Below are 17794 nucleotides of genomic sequence, written 5' to 3'. Positions count from 1 at the left end.
GTGCTTCGCCACTGGCGGCCTGCCGCGCCACGACGTGGGCACCGAGCAATGCGCCTACCTCGTCGCCCCGCAGCATGCGCCACGCGCCGGTATCAGGATCCTTCGCCGCCACCGCTGCCCGGTCGGCGTCGGGATCGTTGGCGATCACGATGTCGGCGTCCTCGCGCGTCGCCGCCTCAAGGGCAAGATCCAGCGCCCCGGGCTCCTCCGGGTTGGGGAAGTTCACCGTGGGGAAGTCCGGATCCGGCTGCGCCTGTTCGGTGACGAGCGTGACGTCGTCGAATCCGGCGGCGTTCAGCACCGCGACGGCCGTTTCCCCGCCGACCCCGTGCATGGGGGTCAGGACGATCTTCAGCCCGCGGGCCGGGAAGTGCTCAGGAACCGCCAGGGCCGCGACGGCGCGCTGGTAGTCGGTCGCGATCGAGGGCTCCAGCACGGTCCATCCGTCCGCGGCCAGGACGATCGAGTCCAGGGCACCGACGGCGTCGATCTTCGCCGCTATCAGGGCATCGTAGGGTGCAACGATCTGGGCGCCGCGGCCGCTTTCCTCCACCGCGTGACGGCCGAGGTACACCTTGTAGCCGTTGTCCTGCGGCGGGTTGTGGCTGGCGGTAACCATGACGCCGCCGTCGCAGTCCAGCGCCCGCACGGCGTAGGCGAGCAGCGGGGTGGGCAGCGCGGCCGGCATCAGGAAGGTCTCAACCCCCGCCGCGGTGAGGATCGCCGCGGTTTCCTCGGCGAAAATGTCGGAGTTGTAACGGGCGTCATAGCCGACGACGGCGCGCGGCCGGGTGCCGGGGGAGGCCTGCCCGACCGCGTTGGTGAGGAAGGCGGTGAAGCCGGCGGCGGCGCGGCGGACCACCACGCGGTTCATCCGGTTCGGGCCCGGGCCGAGGGCTGCCCGCAGTCCAGCGGTGCCGAACTGCAGGGTGCCGCTGAAGCTGTCGGCCAGTTCCTGCCGGGCCGCGGCGACGCCCCCGTCGGCGAGGCGGACCAGTTCGGAGAGGGCGGCGGCGGTGGCGGGGTCCGGGTCCTGGCTTGCCCAATCGCGGGCATCGCTCAGGAGGCGGGCGAGTTCGGCATCAGAAGACGTCATGGAACCAAACTATCGCCAATCGTGGGCGATTCCTGCCCAGACAATCGAGAGTTCGGGTTTCAGTTCCATCTCGAGCCCTTTCGCGGGACCTTGACACCCAAATTTCCGGACACGTAACGTCTGGAATATGAAGATGGGCCGTGGTGTCGAATGGGCCGTGCACAGTTGCGTCAACATGGCCTGGACACCGCCCGGTGAGCCGGTGAACAGCGCCCGGCTGGCCGAGTTCTACAAACTCCCGGCGGCCTATCTCAACAAGCAGTTTCAGTCGCTGGTCCGGGCCGGCGTCCTGGACTCTGTGTCGGGTCCCCGCGGCGGCTTTCTCTTGGCGCGCCGGCCCGAGAACATCACCGTGCTGGACATCGTGCTGGCGCTGGAGGGCCAGGACCCGGCGTTCCGGTGCGAGGCGATCCTCGGAAATGTTCCGGAACCGGACCGGCAGGAGAACTTCGCGCGGACGTGCCTGATTTCCCAGACCATGCGCCAGGCCGAACTCGCCTGGCGGCAGGCCTTGGCGCGCCAGAGCATCGCCGGGATCGCGGACTCGATGGAGCGGCGGTTCCCGGCGGACAAGGCAAAGGTCCTGGACTACCTGGCCGCGGAATAGCCGCGGCCGGGTGGCCCAGGACCCTTCGCGGGGCCTTAGCCCAGAACCAGGATCAGAGCTTGGCGATGATGTCTGCCAGCAGCTTGGAAATCCGCGGGCCGGCGGCTTCGCCGGCCTCGAGGACTTCCCCGTGGCTGAGCGGCACGGGGCTGATCCCGGCGGCGAGGTTGGTCACCAGCGAGATGCCGAAGACCTCCATGCCGGCGTGACGGCCGGCGATCGCCTCAAGCGCCGTGGACATGCCCACCAGGTCGGCGCCGATCCGCTTGGCGTACTGCACCTCGGCGGGCGTCTCATAGTGCGGGCCGGTGAATTGGGCGTAGACGCCCTCGTCCAGCGACGGGTCCACCTCGCGGGCCAGCCCGCGGATCCGGGAGGAGTACAGGTCCGTCAGGTCCACAAACGTTGCCCCTTCCAGCGGAGAAGTGGCGGTGAGGTTGATGTGGTCGCTGATGAGCACCGGCGTGCCGGGCGTCCAGTTCTCGTTGAGCCCGCCGCAGCCGTTGGTTAGCACGAGGGTCTTGCAGCCGGCCGCGGCGGCGGTGCGCACGCCGTGCACCACGGCGCGGACGCCCTTGCCCTCGTAGTAGTGCGTGCGTGCGCCCAGGACCAGGGCCCGCTTGCCCTCTTTGGTCAGGACCGAGCGGATGGTGCCCACGTGCCCCACCACGGACGGTGCGGAGAAGCCGGGGATTTCGGCCGCGGACAAGGTGGCGGTGGTCTCGCCGATGAGCTCGGCGGCGTCGCCCCAGCCCGAGCCGAGGACCAGCGCGACGTCATGGGAGTCGACGCCCGTCTCTGCGGCGATGTAGTCGGCGGCGGCGCGGGCGGCGTCGAAAGGGTCCGTGTTCAGGAATTCTGTTGTACTCACCGGTACAAGTTATCGCGGCCGGGGCCCGCTGCCCAGCATGCGCGGCCGGACCCGCGCGCGGCCCGGATTCTTGGTGGCTCCGGTTCGGATGGTGGACAATGGTTGATTGTGACTACGCATCCTGACTTCAGCTCACCCCGCATCGCAATTCTCGGCGGAGGGCCTGGCGGCTACGAGGCCGCCATGGTCGCCGCCTCGCTGGGGGCGCAGGTCACCATTATCGAGCGTGCGGGTCTCGGCGGCTCGGCGGTGCTGACCGACGTCGTACCGTCCAAAACCCTGATCGCGACGGCAGATCTGATGACCCGCGTCGGCGAGGCCGGCGAGCTCGGGGTTAAATTCGACCTCGACGGCGGCGACTGCACCCCTACGATGCGCGCGGACCTCAAGCACATCAACGACCGCCTGCTGCGGCTGGCGCGGAAGCAGTCGGAGGACATCCAAGTCGGGCTGGAACACCAGAACGTCCGCATCCTGATCGGCTCCGGCAGGCTGCTGGACAACCACACCATCGAGGTCCTCACCGCCAACGGCACCGAGACGGTGGAGGCAGACACCATCCTGCTGGCGGTCGGCGCCCACCCGCGCGAGCTGCCCACGGCCCGCCCGGACGGTGAGCGCATCCTCAACTGGGCCCAGATCTACAACATGGACGTGCTCCCCGAAGAGCTGATCGTGGTGGGTTCCGGCGTCACGGGCGCAGAGTTCGCCTCGGCCTACAACGGCCTGGGTTCCAAGGTCACCCTGATTTCCAGCCGCGACCGCGTGCTGCCGGGCTCGGACACCGACGCCGCCGAGGTCCTCGAGGGCGTCTTCGAACGCCGCGGGCTCAAGGTCCTCTCCCGCGCCCGCGCCGAGACGGTCGAGCGCACGGACGACGGCGTCGTGGTCACCCTCGGCGACGGTTCGAAGGTGACCGGCAGCCACTGCCTGGTCTGCGTCGGCTCCATCCCCAACACGGCCGGCATCGGCCTGGAGGAAGCCGGCGTCGCGCTGACCGAGAGCGGCCACATCAAGGTCGACGGCGTCTCGCGCACCACGGCGCCGAACATCTACGCCGCGGGCGACTGCACCGGCGTGCTGGCGCTGGCCTCCGTCGCCGCGATGCAGGGCCGGATCGCGATCGCGCACTTCCTGGGCGACAGTGTCATGCCCCTTAAGCTGCACCAGGTCGCATCCAACATCTTCACCTCGCCCGAGATTGCGAACGTGGGCGTCTCCGAGGCCGAGATTGATTCGGGCAAGTACCAGGCCGACGTCATCAAACTGTCCCTGCGCAGCAACGCGCGCGCCAAGATGCGCAACCACCGCGACGGTTTCATCAAGATCTTCGCCCGCAAGGGCTCCGGCACCGTGATCGGCGGGGTGGTGGTGGGCCCGAACGCCTCCGAGCTCATCTTCGCGATCTCGATCGCCGTGACCCAGAAGCTGCACGTCGACGACATCGCCAGCACCTTCACCGTGTACCCGTCCCTGAGCGGCTCCATCTCCGAAGCGGCCCGGCGGCTCCACGTCCACATGTAGATGACGCACATAGAGTCATAGAGCGGGCCCGCCGCAATCCGGAGGCTGATGCCATGCAGAGTCCCCCAGGCGCTGGTTGAAGCCGCCGAGCGGGCCGCCGCGCGCTCTACCGCGCACAGCGCCGCGGCGGACGTCGCGGGGGAAGAAGAAACCTTCACCGGGTTCGGCGTCACCGGGGTTCCGTTCAGTTCAGGCTACGTACTGGCGTTGCGGCGCTTCGCCGCGTCGTCGATCGGGCCGGGGTACACCTCTGTCTGGATCCGCGACCCCGCCGGAGCGTGGTCGATGCATGGCACCGTGGCGCCAGGACTCTCCTGCCCCCGATACTTCGGCGCCGCCCTCGAATCGGCGTCGACCTCCCGCATTTCCCTTACGTGGAGCGGCAGCCACGCTTTCACGGTCGACGTCGACGTCGACGGCGGCGCTGCGCTGCACTGGCAGCTCACGCTGCGCTCCACGACGATCACCAGATTCATGACCGTGGTGTCCGGTGCCGTTCCGGACCGGCTGTGGCGCAGCCGGGCGTTCCTGCGCGCCATGGGTGCCGTTGCCGGACCGCTCCTGGGGGCGGGCCGCCTGGGCCTGACGGGCCTCGCCCCCAACGGTCAACGATTTGCCGTCCACCCCCGGCGCATGTGGTTCGTCGCGGACAGCCGGGCCGTGCTCAAGGGACGCGACTTGGGAGAACCCGCTGCCTTGCCGGTCCAGGACAGGTTGGGGGACTTCTGGATTCCCCGGCGCGGCATCCTGATGATGGGAACCGCGGTGTTCGAGCCGGGAGATTAAGCGCGGCGGTTGACCGGCGCCTGATGTTCTGCGTCCACTGGTCCGGGTCTACCCCCTGCGCCGCACACACGCGCGGGTGAACGCAGTGTAAATTCTCGCCGCCCAACAGGCATTCCTGTCCGCCGGCGGCCCTAGGATGAATCTCGTCATTCGCACTCATTCAAGGGGACTACATGAGTTATCCGCAGCAACCGAATGCATTTCCGCCCCAGACCGGAGAGACTCCGCTTTGGGCACCGCTCTATGGGGCTACCCTCACGCAGGCCGTCCAGCGATTCTTCAAGAAATACGCCATTTTCTCCGGCCGGGCCAGCCGCAGCGAGTACTGGTGGTGGGCCCTGGTGTCACTCATTGTCGGGATAGTCATCAACATCATCACGAGCACCGGCACGACGACTAATGCGTCAGGAACCGCCGTGACGGGACCGGGTGCCATTGTCGGCTTGATCCTTGCTGTCATTTGGGGGCTCGGGACAATCGTTCCGTCCCTGGCACTGCTGGCGCGGCGCCTCCACGACGTGAACCTGAGCGCCTGGCTGATCCTGCTGGTCCTGGTGCCGTTCCTGGGCGGCCTGGCGCTGTTGGTGATGACAATTCTGCCCTCCAACCCTGCCGGCCAGCGGTTCGACCAGCCATCCGGCTACTAGTGCGCTTCCGCTGAGCGAAGAATCCCTGGCCGGGAATCCGGGCAGGGATTCTTCGTTTTCGGCAGTCGGGTGCACCGCCTTGCGGGGGCTGCGGTTTCTCATCAACGTCGCAACACCTGACTGAGAAGGGTGCTGTTTTATGGGACGTTCGGCGCGTCGTTTGTGGAAAATGGGACCACCGGCTCCGCGCCATCCGCGGCGGGGAGCTCCCCGCATTTACCCGGCCTAAAACGGGTACGGCGCGATGTCCGGCCGCACGGTCAGCCACTGGATTTCCGTGAAGGATTCGATGTTGGCGTGATGGCCGCCGATCCGCGAGCCGTTGCCCGAGTTCTTGACCCCGCCAAAGGGCGAGTTGGCCTCGTCGGACACCGTCTGTTCGTTGATATGGATCTTTCCGGAGTCGAGCCGGTCGGCGATCGTCATGGCCATCCCGACGTCGCCGAGGATTCCTATCGAAAGCCCGTATTCATTGTCGTTGGCCAAGGCAACGGCCTCGTCCACGGTGGAGAACTTCATCACCGGGGCGACGGGGCCGAAGATCTCGTCCTTCCACGCCGGGCTGGCGAGGTCGAGGTCGGCGAGCACGGTGGGCTGGTAGAACCGGCCGTCATGGCTGCCGCCGGCGGCCAGGCGCGCGCCGCCCTGCACCGCGTCCTGAACGATCGTCTCCACCCGGTGGAGCTGCTTCTCGTCGATCACCGGGCCCAGCGCCACTGTTCCGCTCTTCGGGTCGCCTACCGGTAGATGGCGGGCCTTTTCCGCCAGGGCGCTGACGTAGTCCTCGTAGATGTCCTCGTGCACGATATGCCGGCCGGACGCCATGCAGATCTGACCCTGGTGCATGAAGGAGCCAAACGCGGCGGCGGAGACAGCTTTGGGGAGGTCGACGCCGGGCAGCACGATCAATGCGTTGTTCCCACCGAGTTCTAGGTGGGCACGCTTGAGCAGCCGGCCGGCCGCCTCGCCCACTTTGCGCCCTGCCGCCGTCGACCCCGTGAAGGCGATGACGCTGACCTCCGGTGCCTCTACGACGGCCGAGCCGATCTCGGCGCCGCCGGGCAGCAGGGAGAGCAGGCCGGGCGGAAGACCCGCCTCCTCGAACACCCGGACCAAGGTGACGCCACCACAGACCGCAGTGCGCGGGTCCGGTTTGAGCAGGACGGCGTTGCCAAGGGCCAGCGCCGGGGCGACTGCGCGGATGGAGAGGATCAGCGGGAAGTTGAAGGGTGCAATCACCGAAACGACGCCGACGGGCCGGCGCCGGGCGAAGGACCAGCGGCTCTCGTTTGAGGTCAGCACGTCGCCAGCCGGGAGTGAGGGCAGGGCGGAGGCGTCGTAGCATTCGTTGGCCGCGATGTGGGTTTCCAGCCCCGCTTTGGGCGGGATGCCGCCGGATTCGCGGACGATCCAGGCCTGGATTTCCGCCGAGTGTTCCTCCCAGAGTTGTCCCGCGCGGCGGAGCACGGCGGCGCGGTCTTCCGGGTTGCGGGCGGCCCAGTCCTTCTGCGCTTTCGCGGCCACCGCGGCGGCTTCGCGGACATCCTCCACGGAGGCCACGCCATAGCGGCCCAGCGTTTCTCCAGTGGCCGGTTCGACGGCGTCACCGGTCCCGCCGCGCCCGGGCCGCCAGCCGCTGAGGTAGATCCTGCCGTCCCAGAGGGCGGAGTCGAGCAGGGACATGTTGCGTCCTTTCATCGAGGGTTCTGCTTGTGTACCGGCCGGTCGAATCAGAACCGGACCGGGCCTTCGTCCATCTCATGTCGGTAGGCCGCCGCCGTCAAGAGTGCGGGCGTCAAGAGGGCCGTGCGTAGCCGCCCGCGGGACCTTCGGCCGTGGTGCGTCACAGCCGGGCGAGGTCAACTTGGCACATGGCCAAAATCTATGTCCCCTACGGAACCGTTGAAGGACAAACAGCAAAAATCGCGGATTACATCGGCGACGTGATCCGGGCGCTCGGGCACGAAGCAGAGACGGCGGACCTCAAACTTTCCGGAGATACCCTTCCGGGCGGCTACGACGGCGTGATCGTGGCGGCCTCGGTGCACGTGGGAAAGCACGAGGGGTACGTCACGGACTTCGTGAAGAAGAACCGCGGTGAGCTCGAGCGTTTGCCTTCCGCCCTCGTCTCAGTGAGCATGGCCGCGCAGGGGGACGAGCAGACCGCGGAGGGCTACGTGGAGAAGTTCGAGCAGGACACGGGGTGGCGGCCCGCGCACGTCGGACTGTTCGCCGGCGCCCTGCTCTATACCCACTACGGGTTCATCAAGAAGCACGTCATGAAGAAGATCGCCAAGGACAAAGGATCCCTCGACACGGACACATCCCGTGACTACGTGTACACCGAGTGGGACGGAGTCCGGCGCTTCACGGAGGACTTCCTGGCCCGGTTCGCCGAGCCGCCGGCCCAGCCGTCGGGCTCAGTCGTAGAGCTCAGGAGTAGGCGTACGGCGGAACCGTGTCGCCAGGGGTGAAGGGTTTGAACCACTGCTCGAAATCCAGACTTGCGGCGTCGTCCTCGAGAACGTCAAGGTTGTCGGAGTACAGCGCGTCACTGTCGGCATCCTCCAGCAGGACTTCCTCGACGTCGGCCCGCCAGTCCTCCGGAAGGTCCAGTTCGTAGATGTCCTCGGTGATTTCCGCCTGATCGAGCAGGCAGCGGACGGCTAGTTCCGCTGCAAGGCAGCCGGGGGCGGTCCAGCCCCGGACCAGCGACGCGGTGACGTCGGCCGCGACCACGATGAACTTCTGGGTGAACTTCGCGTCGTAGCTGGCGGCGAACTGTGGCGGCAGCGAGGACAGGACCGAGGTCCCGGCAATGTCGGCCGGCGTGAGAACATCCAGCGTGCTGAGCGTTCCGAGATCGCGGAACAACTGGTCGATCAGAATGCTGGACGAGTTCCACAGGAGTCCGGCCAGCAGGCGCGTCTGGCCCACGGCTTTGTGACGGTCAACCGGAGAAACGTCGGCCATCTCGGCCAGGTCCTCGGGATCAAACTGGAGCCGTTGCTCGGCCGTCATGTCGTCCGGGTGGGGGTCGAGCCCAAGCAGTTCCAGGCTCAGCCCGGTCAGCTTCCGGGCGTCGGCCAGCAGTTCTTCGGTGATGTCGTCGTCGTCGGCGCTCATGGCCCCGATGCTACCCGCCGTTTGCCCGCGGCCCGATTTGCGTTACGCGGCCGCCGGGTGGATGGTTCCCGACGTCGAACCCGCCCTGGCCATCCGGACGGACAGCAGATAGGCGATCCCGCAGGCCAGGGGAACCAAGCTGGCCGCGATCAGCGATCCGACCGCACCCGACCTTCCGATGATCGTGATCAACAGCGGCAACACCCCCAAGCCCACCAACAGCCAGCCGGCCAGTGCGGTAGCTTTCAGGCCAAGGATTGCGGCCGGGAACGCCAGCGCGAGAACGCTGACGGCGATGAGGGGGCCGTTGTCGTTGAGGAAGGCGCTCAGGGCAGCGGGGTCGAAGGCGAGCCACACGCACGCAGCGATGAAGGCCGAGGCGAGGGCGAGCAGCAGGGGAGCGGTTGCCGCCGGCCAGAACCAGGCCGAGACCGCGAGGATGAGCATCGGCACCACCCAGGCGAGCGTGATCAGCGTTCCGGTTGTTCCGCCCGGGTCCTGCATCGCGAAGCCGCCGATGAAGATTCCCCCGATGACGGTGAACGCCGCCATGACGGCCGCGCCGGTGCGCGTCAACGCGGCCGCCCGCCGTTGCGGATCCTTTTCGCGCGACATGACAACACCCATCACGACGGCGAACACAACGATCGCGCCGAGCGCCAAAATGACCGGGACGTTCATGGGATGCCTCCTGAGGCTGAACGGAACCTACGTTTATTGCATCCCCGCCCCTCGGCCGTGCCAAGGGGAGAAAGGCCCGCTCCGGGGGGCAGAGCGGTGCTGAGTGCACTGAACTCCGGGCTTCCCGATTATTGTTCAACCCAGATGGCGTGGGACAGCCGAACCGTATGTGGCGACTTGGCCTGCCCCGCAGTCCGGGGTGGCCGGACGCACTATACCGAGAGGGGAATGGGATGCACCTCGTCCGCAGGGTGACCCGTGCGTTCATGAATGCGCTTCACAGCATCCGCGGCTTTAATGTTCCTCTTCGGGGGAATGGTGACCGCCAGCTCCAAGTTACGGACTGTTGAACTCCTGCTGCCACCGTGCCTTATCCCACCTCTCCTGCAGCTTTCGGTCCATGGTCCATTTACTCTCCCATGTGTCGAAGTTGGCCTTGAAGGTGGGCACGTAGTAATTGGAGCCCTTGCGGTGGGTTCTCCTCTTGAGTCTCAGCAAGAGGCCGAGCAGGATCCACATTGCGATGAGAATTACGACCAGGAAGAATATTGTCTCCACGGGCAACCAGTCCTCGAAGGGGTTTAATGCCCCCAGTTTAATCCAAGTAGCGCCGGATAACGAAGCGTGCCGCTTCCCACCGGCAGTGCCACTGCCCGTACCGTTGTCGCACGAACAGGAGTTCTGTTCGCCGGTAGGGAAAACAGTCGAGACCTTCGTCCTTCTAAGCCCCCCAAGTGTCGCAAGCGTGCGTCTGACTGACAATGGCCGGACTCGGACTCGGACTCGGACTCGGACTTGCCCGACGTGCGGTTACAGCTGGCGGCAGGTTGGTGCACTGCGTTTCAACAAGGTCCGGGCTTCCCGGCATGTGTTCATTCTGTGAGGTGTGGAAGGCCGAGTGGCCTTAGCAGAGCGCAACCGGCCAGAGCCCTCACCGTTGGTCGGGGCCCTCCTCGGTAATGGCCAGCCCAGCTTGGAGTTCTCTTCGGGTGCGCGGGTCTTCCTTGCGCGCCGCCGTGCTTAAACCACGGGAGTAAGGCCTCTACCTCCTGGCGTCAAGCAAAGGCATAATGTCGCCATGTGGATCCCCGCCCTATTTCTAATCTTGGTCGTCATCGGGATACTGGTCACTTATTGGCAACTCACCCTGACAGGACTCTTCATCTGGGCGCTTGTGGCCTGGAAGAGGCACCACACAGCCGACACACGGTCGAGCTACCCCCGGAAGCCCGTCCAGACCCGGCCTGTGGCCAAGCAGGTCCAGACCCGCCCCAGACCCAAGCCTGTGCAGACCCGGCCTGAGCCCACGCACAGGTCCAAGCCTGCCCGCGAGATACCAGCGCTCGAATATCTGCCTAGGTGGACTGCGGACCGCCGGTTGGAAGCGGGCCTCGAGCATGCCCAGTGGCAGAGGAACTTCGATAACCCAGCGGGTTAGTACTCAGGCAACCGCCCCCTGAAAGTGGGCCTCGATGATGCTCTTGATGTCCTCGTGGCAGCCGCCGCAGCCCGTGCCGGCGCGGGTGGACGCCGATACCGAGGGCACCGTTCCGCAGCCCTCGGATACGGCAGTGGCAATGGCCGTTCCGCTGACACCGGCGCACCGGCAGACCGTCCGGGCAGGGTCGGCGGCACCAGGGGAAGCGACCTGGTCCGGGCCGTCCAGGCGCAGCAGCAGCGACCGGTCGGCGGGAAGTTCCGCGCCGCGTTCGAAGAGCTGCATCAGCTCGGCAGAGGTGCGCGGCATGCCCACGGCCACCAGCCCCTCCAGCACGCCGGCGCGGGTGGTCATCTTGACGTAGCGGCCGTGCTCGGGATCGGCCCACTGGGCGATCTGCAGCCGGACCCGGCCGTTCACGGCCCCGGCGCTCAAGGCTTCCTCGTCCCAGGGGTCTGCGGACACGTCCCCGGCCACGGCCATGTTCATGCCGCGGGCCTTGAGCACGATCACGCCCGGCAGTTCCGCCGGCAGGGACGGCAAAGCTTCGGCCTCCGCCTCGGCCCCGGACGCCAGCAGGGTCAGATAGTCGGCGAGCCATTCGGCCTGCCGCCAGCCCGGGCCGACCAAACCGGAGGGACCCCTCGCAGTCCGGCACTGAACGCACTCGGGGTCCGGGCAGCGGACCTCGGCACAGTCGCCGATCGCGAAGATGTGGGGCTCGTGATGGGCGCGGAGCTTGTGGTCCACCAGGATCCCGGCACCGGTGGAGAGCCCGCAGCCCTCCGCAAGATCCGTCCGCGGCCGGACACCACAGGAGAGGACCAGGAGGTCGCCGTCGATCGCGGAGCCGTCATCCAGCAACAAGGCGGAGAAGCCGCCGTCGGGCGCGTTGTGTTCGACGCCGACCGAGCGGGCGTTGCCGGCCACCCGCACGCCGCAGTTCCGCAGGGACGCTGCGAGCACAGCGCCACCGCCGCGGTCGATGTTCCGGCCCAAAGGATGCGGGCCATTGTGCACCACGGTCACCGTGGCGCCTTCCTCGGCCGCGGCGAGGGCCGTCTCCAGGCCCAGCACACCGCCGCCCAGGACCACGACGCGCTTGCCGCCCGCCACGGCAGAGTGCAGCACGGACGCGTCGCGAAGATCGCGCAGGGCGGTCACGCCCGGCGGCAGCACCGGCGCGGCCGGGTCCGGGTTGAGCCCGGTCAGGTTGGGGATGACCGGCCGTGAACCGGTGGCGAAGACGAGCCGCTCGTAGCCGGGGGAGGTGCCGTCGCTCAACAAGACCTGCTGCCGGGCGCGGTCCACGCGGCGGACGCGGACGCCCAGCCGGACATCGACGCCGTCGGCCACCAGTGCCGCCGCGTCCGCGAGGGCCAGTGCGGCCGGCGTCGTCCGGCCGACGCCAAGATCCGCCACCAGCACGCGGTTGTACGCCGCCTCGGACTCTTCGCCGACCACGGTCAGGTGTGCGATGCCGCTGCGCACGGCCGGCAGCAGCTCGTCGATCAGCCTCGCGGCGACGGGCCCGAAGCCCACCACCACAATCCGCTCAGTCATGAGGTCTCCTCTGCTTGAAGAAGGCGGGCCGAAACGCCGCTGTGCTTGCCGGCCAGGGCATCCGGGGAAGCTGCCGGGCGGATCCACACCTTGCTGGTCTTGAACTCGGGCATCCCGGAAATGGGGTCCGTGGCCGCCTCCGTGAGCCGGTTGGCGCTCTCGAGCTCCGGGAAGTGGAACGGCAGGAACACCGTCTCCGGCCGGATATCCGTGGTCAGCTCGGCCCGGCAACTGACCACGCCGCGTTCGTTGGAAATCGAGACGTAGTCGCCGTCGGCGATGCCCTGGGCGGCAGCCGCGGCGGGGTGGAGCTGGAGCCGCGCCTCCGGCTGGGCTTCGGCCAGGGCGGCCACCCGGCGGGTCTGCGCGCCGGACTGGTAGTGCTCCATCAGGCGGCCGGTAATGAGGGTCATCGGCGTGCCGGGACGATCGTCGCCGGCTCGGTCGGCCCGCTGGTCCACCCGGCGGTCCGCCGCGGACGCGAAGCCCGCAGAAGAAGAACGACGTCGGGGCGTCACCGGCGTGAACACGGCCCGGCCGCCCGCATGGGCAAAGGCGTCCAGGAAGAGCCGCGGCGTGCCCGCGCTCCCGGCGGGGTAGGGCCAGTAGGCGGCCTCGCCACGGTCCAGCATGGCGTAGTCGATCCCGGAGTAGTCGGCCAGGCCGCCGGAGGACGCGAGCCGGAGCTCCTCGAACACCGTTTCCGGATCCTCGCTGAAGGTGGAGGGCGCGTGCAGCATTTCGGCCAGCCGGGTCATGATCCACAGCTCGCTGCGGACACCGGGCGGGGGAGTGAGGGCCCGGCGGCGGCGGAGCACCCGGCCCTCGAGGTTGGTGAGGGTTCCTTCCTCCTCGGCCCACTGGGTCACCGGCAGGACCAGGTCCGCCTCGGCGGCGGTCTCGGAGAGGAAGAAGTCGCACACCATCAGGAAGTCCAGGCTGCGCAGGCCCGCGATCACGGCATTCGCGTCCGGGGCGGAAACCGCCACGTTGGCGCCGTGCACGAAGAGGCACCGGACGCCGTCGGGCTGTCCCAGCGACTTGAGGAGTTCGACGGCGGGAAGGCCGGGGCCGGGAATCAGGGGTTCGGGCACGCCCCAGACCCTGGCCATGTGGGCGCGGGCGGCGGGATCGGTGATCTTCCGGTAGCCGGGGAGCTGGTCCGCCTTCTGGCCGTGTTCGCGGCCGCCCTGGCCGTTGCCCTGGCCGGTGAGCGTGCCGTAGCCGCTGCGCGCGGAGCCCGGCAGGCCCAGCAGGAGGGAGAGGTTAATGGCGGCCGTGGCGGTGTCAGTGCCGTCCACGTGCTGTTCGACGCCGCGGCCGGTGAGGATGTAGCTGCCGCCCTTGCCGGCGCCGTCGGCCAGCCGCCGGGCGGTTTCACGGATCAGCCCGGCGGGGACTCCAGTGATCGACTGGACCCGTTCGGGCCAGAAGCTGGCGACGCTGCGGACCGCGGCGTCATAGCCCGTGGTCCGGTCCGCGATGTATCCCGCGTCCGCGAGGCCCTCGTGGATCACCGCGTGGGAGATACCCAGGAGCAGGGCGAGGTCGGTGCCGGGCAGCGGCTGCAGGTGCAGCCCGCCGCCGTCGGAGGTGAAGGCGGCGGTGGCGGAGCGCCGGGGGTCGACGACGATCAGGCCGCCGGCGTCGCGCGCCCCCTGGAGGTGCTGGACGAAGGGCGGCATGGTCTCGGCAACGTTGGAGCCGAGCATCAGGATGGTGCTGGCGGTGTCGAGGTCCGCGAGCGGGAACGGGAGCCCGCGGTCCAGGCCGAAGGCGCGCATGCCTGCCGCGGCTGCCGAGGACATGCAGAACCGCCCGTTGTAGTCGATCCGTGAGGTGCCCAAAGCCAGCCTGGCGAACTTGCCCAGTTGGTAGGCCTTCTCATTGGTGAGGCCGCCGCCGCCAAACACGCCGACGGCGTCAGCCCCGTGCTCGAGGCGGGCCTGCTTTACGGCGGAGACGATCCGCATGAGGGCCTCGTCCCAGCTGACCGGGTGGTGGACGCCGTCGGCGCCCTTCAGCAGGGGCTCCGTGACGCGGCCCGGGTGGTCCAGCAACGAGGCCGAGGTCCAGCCCTTGCGGCACAGGCCGCCGCGGTTGGTGGGGAAGTCCCGTCCGGCGACTGTCAGGAGCGGCGCGGACGGTGGGGTAGTGGCGGGACCCGGTGCAGCGTCTACGGGGTCTGACCCCGGCTGGACAGCCGGGGTCAGAGCCGCTGGAGATCTGAGCGTCATGGCGCACTGCAGAGCGCAGTAAGGGCAGTGCGTGTCGGCGCTTTTGGTCATGTTAGACGTGTCCCATCGCATTTCGGTTGGCGTTGCGGATGTAGCAGAACCAGCAGACCACCAGCATCAGGACGTAGGCCCCCACGAATCCGTAGAACGCCGAGGTGTAGGAACCGCTGGCGGTGTTGGAGGCGTTGAGGACTTGGGGGATGATAAATCCGCCGTAGGCGCCGATGGCCGAAATCAGGCCGAGGGCTGAGGACGCGAGCCGCTGGGTGGTGTGCGTGCTGGCCCCGGAGCGGGCGGCCCGGCTGGAGGTGGCGAAGATGATCGGGATCATGCGGTAGGTGGCGCCGTTTCCGAAGCCGCTGGCGGTGAACAGGAGCAGGAACAGGAAGAGGAAGAGCCAGAAGTTCTTCAGCGGCAGGGTCCAGAGCATGGTGAGGGTCATGACGGCCATGGCGGCGAAGGCTGCGACGGTCATGCGGGCCCCGCCCATCCGGTCCGCCATGCGTCCGCCGTACGGGCGGGCCAGGGACCCGACCAGCGGGCCGAGGAAGGCCAGGGACAGGGCCACGGTGCCGACGGAGATGGAGGAGAATGCCGGGAAGTAGTCCTTGATGAGCTTGGGGAAGACGCCGGCGAAGCCGATGAAGGAACCGAAGGTGCCGATGTACAGCAGCGCCATGATCCACAGGTGCGGCTCTTTGATCGCGGCCAGCGAACCTGCCACGTCGCCCTTAGCGCTGGTGAGGTTGTTCATGTACTTCCAGGCACCGAAAGCCGCCAGCAGGATCAGCGGAACCCACATGAACCCTGCGACGGGCAGGTTCACGGTGCCGGCTGCCAGCAGGGTGATGGCGATCGGCACGGCCAGCTGTGCGACGGCGGCACCGAGGTTTCCGCCGGCGGCATTCAGGCCCAGGGCCCAGCCCTTTTCCCGTGCGGGGTAGAAGAAGGTGATGTTCGCCATCGAGCTGGCGAAGTTGCCGCCGCCGAAGCCGGCCAGCGCGGCCACGAACAGCATGACGCCGAACGGGGTGGCCGGGTTGGCGACGCACAGGCCCAGGCCGATCGTGGGGATCAGCAGCAACAGGGCGGACACGATGGTCCAGTTGCGGCCGCCGAAGCGGGGAACCATGAACGTGTAGGGGATCCGGAGCGTGGCGCCGACGAGGCTTGGCATGGAGATCAGCCAGAAGATCTCGTTGGTGGAGAACTTGAAGCCGGCGGAGGGAAGCTGGACCACCACGATCGACCACAGCTGCCAGACGACGAAGCCCAGGAACTCGGCGAAGATGGACCAGTTCAGGTTGCGCCGGGCGATCGAGCGGCCGGCCGACTCCCACTGCTCCTTGTTTTCCGCATCCCAGTTGGCGATCCAGCGGCCGGGCCGGTGGTCGAGGGTAAGGGTGCCGCCGGTACTGGCGGCGCCGACCTCTGCGGTGCCGATTTCGGCGGTGCGTTCAGCAGTCACTTGGGAGACCTCCTTGGGGGTGATGTCCTTCAAAGGTAGGGACGCCGCGTTTCCGGGACGGACGCGGTTTATTAACGCGCTGTGACTTTTGCCTATCGGGGCTTTTATGACGGTGTGAGAATAGGTGTGACGGCCACCACGTGAGACAACGACACGGAGTCCAAATAGCGGACTATTTGTCCATTGACTGGACGGTGGGAACTATTATCAGACGTATACGAATCCCTAGCCGGCGGCCCCGGGCATCGGGCTCTTGGGGAAATATCCGACCGGTCTTCATGAAAGCGTTACTACATGTCATCCACTGCCACCTCCGCGGAGCATGGGTCCACCAAGCAGGTGAATTCGCGCGGCCGCGTGATTGTCGCCAGCCTGATCGGTACCACCGTCGAGTTCTATGACTTCTACGTTTACGCCACCGCGGCCGTGCTCGTTTTCCCGAAGCTCTTCTTCCCCGGGCAGAACGAGACCACCCAGCTGCTGGCATCCTTCGCTGTGTTCGGCGTCGCGTTCATCGCCCGCCCGCTCGGCTCGGTCATCTTCGGCCACTTCGGTGACAAGTTCGGCCGCAAGGGCACGCTGGTGGCCTCCCTGCTGACCATGGGCATTGCCACCTTCCTGATCGGCTGCCTGCCGACGGCGAGCGTCCCGGGCTGGACCTTCCTGGCCCCGGCGCTCCTCGTGGTCCTGCGCTTCTGCCAGGGCCTGGCCCTCGGCGGCGAATGGAGTGGCGCGGCGCTGCTGGCCACCGAAAACGCCCCGTCGAACAAGCGCGCCATCTACGGCACGTTCCCGCAGCTGGGAGCCCCGATCGGCTTCATCATCGCCAACGTGATCTTCCTGGTCTTCAGCTACACCCTGACACCGGAAGCCTTCATGGAATGGGGCTGGCGGGTCCCGTTCCTGCTCAGTGCCGTCATGGTCATCATCGGTCTCTACGTGCGCCTCAAGCTGATCGAAACCCCGGCCTTCACCAAGGTCCTCGAATCCAACGAGGTTGCCAAGCTGCCGCTGGCACGGGTCTTCAAGACCAGCTGGCGCCCGCTGATCCTGGGCACGTTCATCATGCTCGCCACCTACGTGCTCTTCTACCTGATGACCACGTTCACGCTGACCTACGGCACCCGGGCGTCCAGTCTGGACACGGCGAAGGCCGCCGCCGAAAAGGCCGGCAAACCGATGACCGAGGCCGCTGCCGCTGCGTTCGTCCCGGGCCTGGGCTACAGCCGGAACGATTTCCTCTGGATGCTGATCGCCGGTGTCGTATTCTTCGGTATCTTCACGCTGGTCTCCGGCCCGCTGGCCGAGAAGTTCGGCCGCCGCAAGATGCTGATCGTTGTCACCTTCGGCATCCTCGCCTTCGGCCTGCTGTTCGTTCCGCTGTTCAGCGCCGGATTCGCCGGTGCCATGGCGCTGCTGATCATCGGCTTCTCGCTCATGGGCCTGACATTCGGTCCCATGGGTGCGCTCCTGCCGGAGTTGTTCCCGGGCAATGTCCGCTACACCGGCTCCGCCATCAGCTACAACGTCTCCAGCATCCTGGGCGCTGCCGTGGCTCCGTTCATCGCCGTCTGGCTCTGGGAACTGGCCGGTGGCAGCACCGTGCTGGTGGGTGTCTACCTCGCCGCCATGGCGGTGCTGACGCTGATCGCCCTGTTCGTGAGCAAGGAAACACGGGACCTCGACTACACCAACAACGTAGCCTGACGTCCGGCCCTCTTTCCTGACAGAAGAAGCCCGGCGTGTTCAT

Annotated in this window: 14 protein-coding genes and 1 pseudogene; 6 read left to right on the top strand and 9 right to left on the bottom strand. The window is 67.4% G+C overall.

Going from position 1 to position 17794, the window contains the following annotated elements; translation table 11 throughout:
- A pseudogene (locus Y706_RS27270) lies at positions 1–1096 on the bottom strand (phospho-sugar mutase); the annotation flags it as partial.
- 127 nt (positions 1097–1223) lie between these two features.
- Here Y706_RS27270 and Y706_RS0122605 point away from each other — a divergent pair.
- Positions 1224–1703 (top strand): RrF2 family transcriptional regulator, encoded by a 480-nt coding sequence (locus Y706_RS0122605; RefSeq protein ID WP_028278356.1) that lies wholly within the window; start codon positions 1224–1226, stop codon positions 1701–1703.
- Positions 1704–1755: 52 nt separating this feature from the next.
- On the opposite strand, the gene Y706_RS0122600 is transcribed toward Y706_RS0122605, so the two are convergent.
- Positions 1756–2574 carry a purine-nucleoside phosphorylase gene (locus Y706_RS0122600; RefSeq protein WP_028278355.1) on the bottom strand — a complete coding sequence of 273 codons (819 nt, stop codon included), beginning with the start codon at positions 2572–2574 and terminating at the stop codon, positions 1756–1758.
- Between the two features lie 108 nt (positions 2575–2682).
- Between Y706_RS0122600 and Y706_RS0122595 the strand changes: the two genes are divergently transcribed.
- The 3 genes from Y706_RS0122595 (at position 2683) to Y706_RS0122585 (ending at position 5531) form a co-directional block, all read left to right on the top strand.
- Positions 2683–4098: an NAD(P)H-quinone dehydrogenase gene (locus Y706_RS0122595; RefSeq protein ID WP_028278354.1), complete on the top strand. Its 1416-nt coding sequence runs from the start codon at positions 2683–2685 to the stop codon at positions 4096–4098.
- A 48-nt stretch (positions 4099–4146) separates the two neighbouring features.
- On the top strand, positions 4147–4884 hold the full coding sequence (locus Y706_RS0122590) for a hypothetical protein (RefSeq protein WP_028278353.1): 738 nt from the start codon (positions 4147–4149) through the stop codon (positions 4882–4884).
- Between the two features lie 173 nt (positions 4885–5057).
- Positions 5058–5531 carry a DUF805 domain-containing protein gene (locus Y706_RS0122585; RefSeq protein ID WP_028278352.1) on the top strand — a complete coding sequence of 158 codons (474 nt, stop codon included), beginning with the start codon at positions 5058–5060 and terminating at the stop codon, positions 5529–5531.
- A gap of 225 nt (positions 5532–5756) precedes the next feature.
- Here the strand turns inward: Y706_RS0122585 and Y706_RS0122580 are convergent, their stop codons facing one another.
- The gene (locus tag Y706_RS0122580) at positions 5757–7214 is read right to left on the bottom strand and encodes a benzaldehyde dehydrogenase (RefSeq protein WP_028278351.1); all 1458 of its coding nucleotides are present in this window, start codon (positions 7212–7214) and stop codon (positions 5757–5759) included.
- 188 nt (positions 7215–7402) lie between these two features.
- On the opposite strand from Y706_RS0122580, the gene Y706_RS27265 reads away from it, so the two are divergent.
- Positions 7403–8005, top strand: coding sequence for a flavodoxin domain-containing protein (locus tag Y706_RS27265; protein ID WP_084476335.1), 603 nt, complete (start codon positions 7403–7405; stop codon positions 8003–8005).
- Here the strand turns inward: Y706_RS27265 and Y706_RS0122570 are convergent.
- The 6 genes from Y706_RS0122570 to Y706_RS0122530 form a co-directional block, all read right to left on the bottom strand.
- Positions 7965–8657, bottom strand: a complete 693-nt coding sequence (locus Y706_RS0122570) for a hypothetical protein (protein ID WP_028278350.1) — start codon at positions 8655–8657, stop codon at positions 7965–7967. The genes Y706_RS27265 and Y706_RS0122570 overlap by 41 nt on opposite strands.
- 42 nt (positions 8658–8699) lie before the next feature.
- On the bottom strand, positions 8700–9338 hold the full coding sequence (locus tag Y706_RS0122565) for a hypothetical protein (protein ID WP_028278349.1): 639 nt from the start codon (positions 9336–9338) through the stop codon (positions 8700–8702).
- Positions 9339–9674: 336 nt separating this feature from the next.
- Positions 9675–9896, bottom strand: coding sequence for a hypothetical protein (locus Y706_RS0122560; protein WP_028278348.1), 222 nt, complete (start codon positions 9894–9896; stop codon positions 9675–9677).
- 883 nt (positions 9897–10779) lie between these two features.
- Positions 10780–12339, bottom strand: coding sequence for an FAD-dependent oxidoreductase (locus tag Y706_RS27260; protein ID WP_043437118.1), 1560 nt, complete (start codon positions 12337–12339; stop codon positions 10780–10782).
- A complete protein-coding gene (locus tag Y706_RS0122535; protein ID WP_028278344.1) occupies positions 12336–14627 on the bottom strand; it encodes a molybdopterin oxidoreductase family protein in 2292 nt (763 codons plus the stop codon). The genes Y706_RS27260 and Y706_RS0122535 overlap by 4 nt, the downstream gene beginning before the upstream one ends.
- Position 14628: 1 nt before the next feature.
- Positions 14629–16044 (bottom strand): MFS transporter, encoded by a 1416-nt coding sequence (locus Y706_RS0122530; protein ID WP_028278343.1) that lies wholly within the window; start codon positions 16042–16044, stop codon positions 14629–14631.
- 294 nt (positions 16045–16338) lie between these two features.
- Here Y706_RS0122530 and Y706_RS0122525 point away from each other — a divergent pair, with 294 nt between their 5' ends.
- The gene (locus Y706_RS0122525; protein ID WP_028278342.1) at positions 16339–17751 is read left to right on the top strand and encodes an MFS transporter; all 1413 of its coding nucleotides are present in this window, start codon (positions 16339–16341) and stop codon (positions 17749–17751) included.
- Positions 17752–17794: the final 43 nt, after the last annotated feature.

The sequence above is a fragment of the Arthrobacter sp. I3 genome (assembly GCF_000520575.1).
GTDB lineage: Bacteria > Actinomycetota > Actinomycetes > Actinomycetales > Micrococcaceae > Arthrobacter > Arthrobacter humicola_A.
This window is presented reverse-complemented; position numbering and strand designations above follow the sequence as displayed.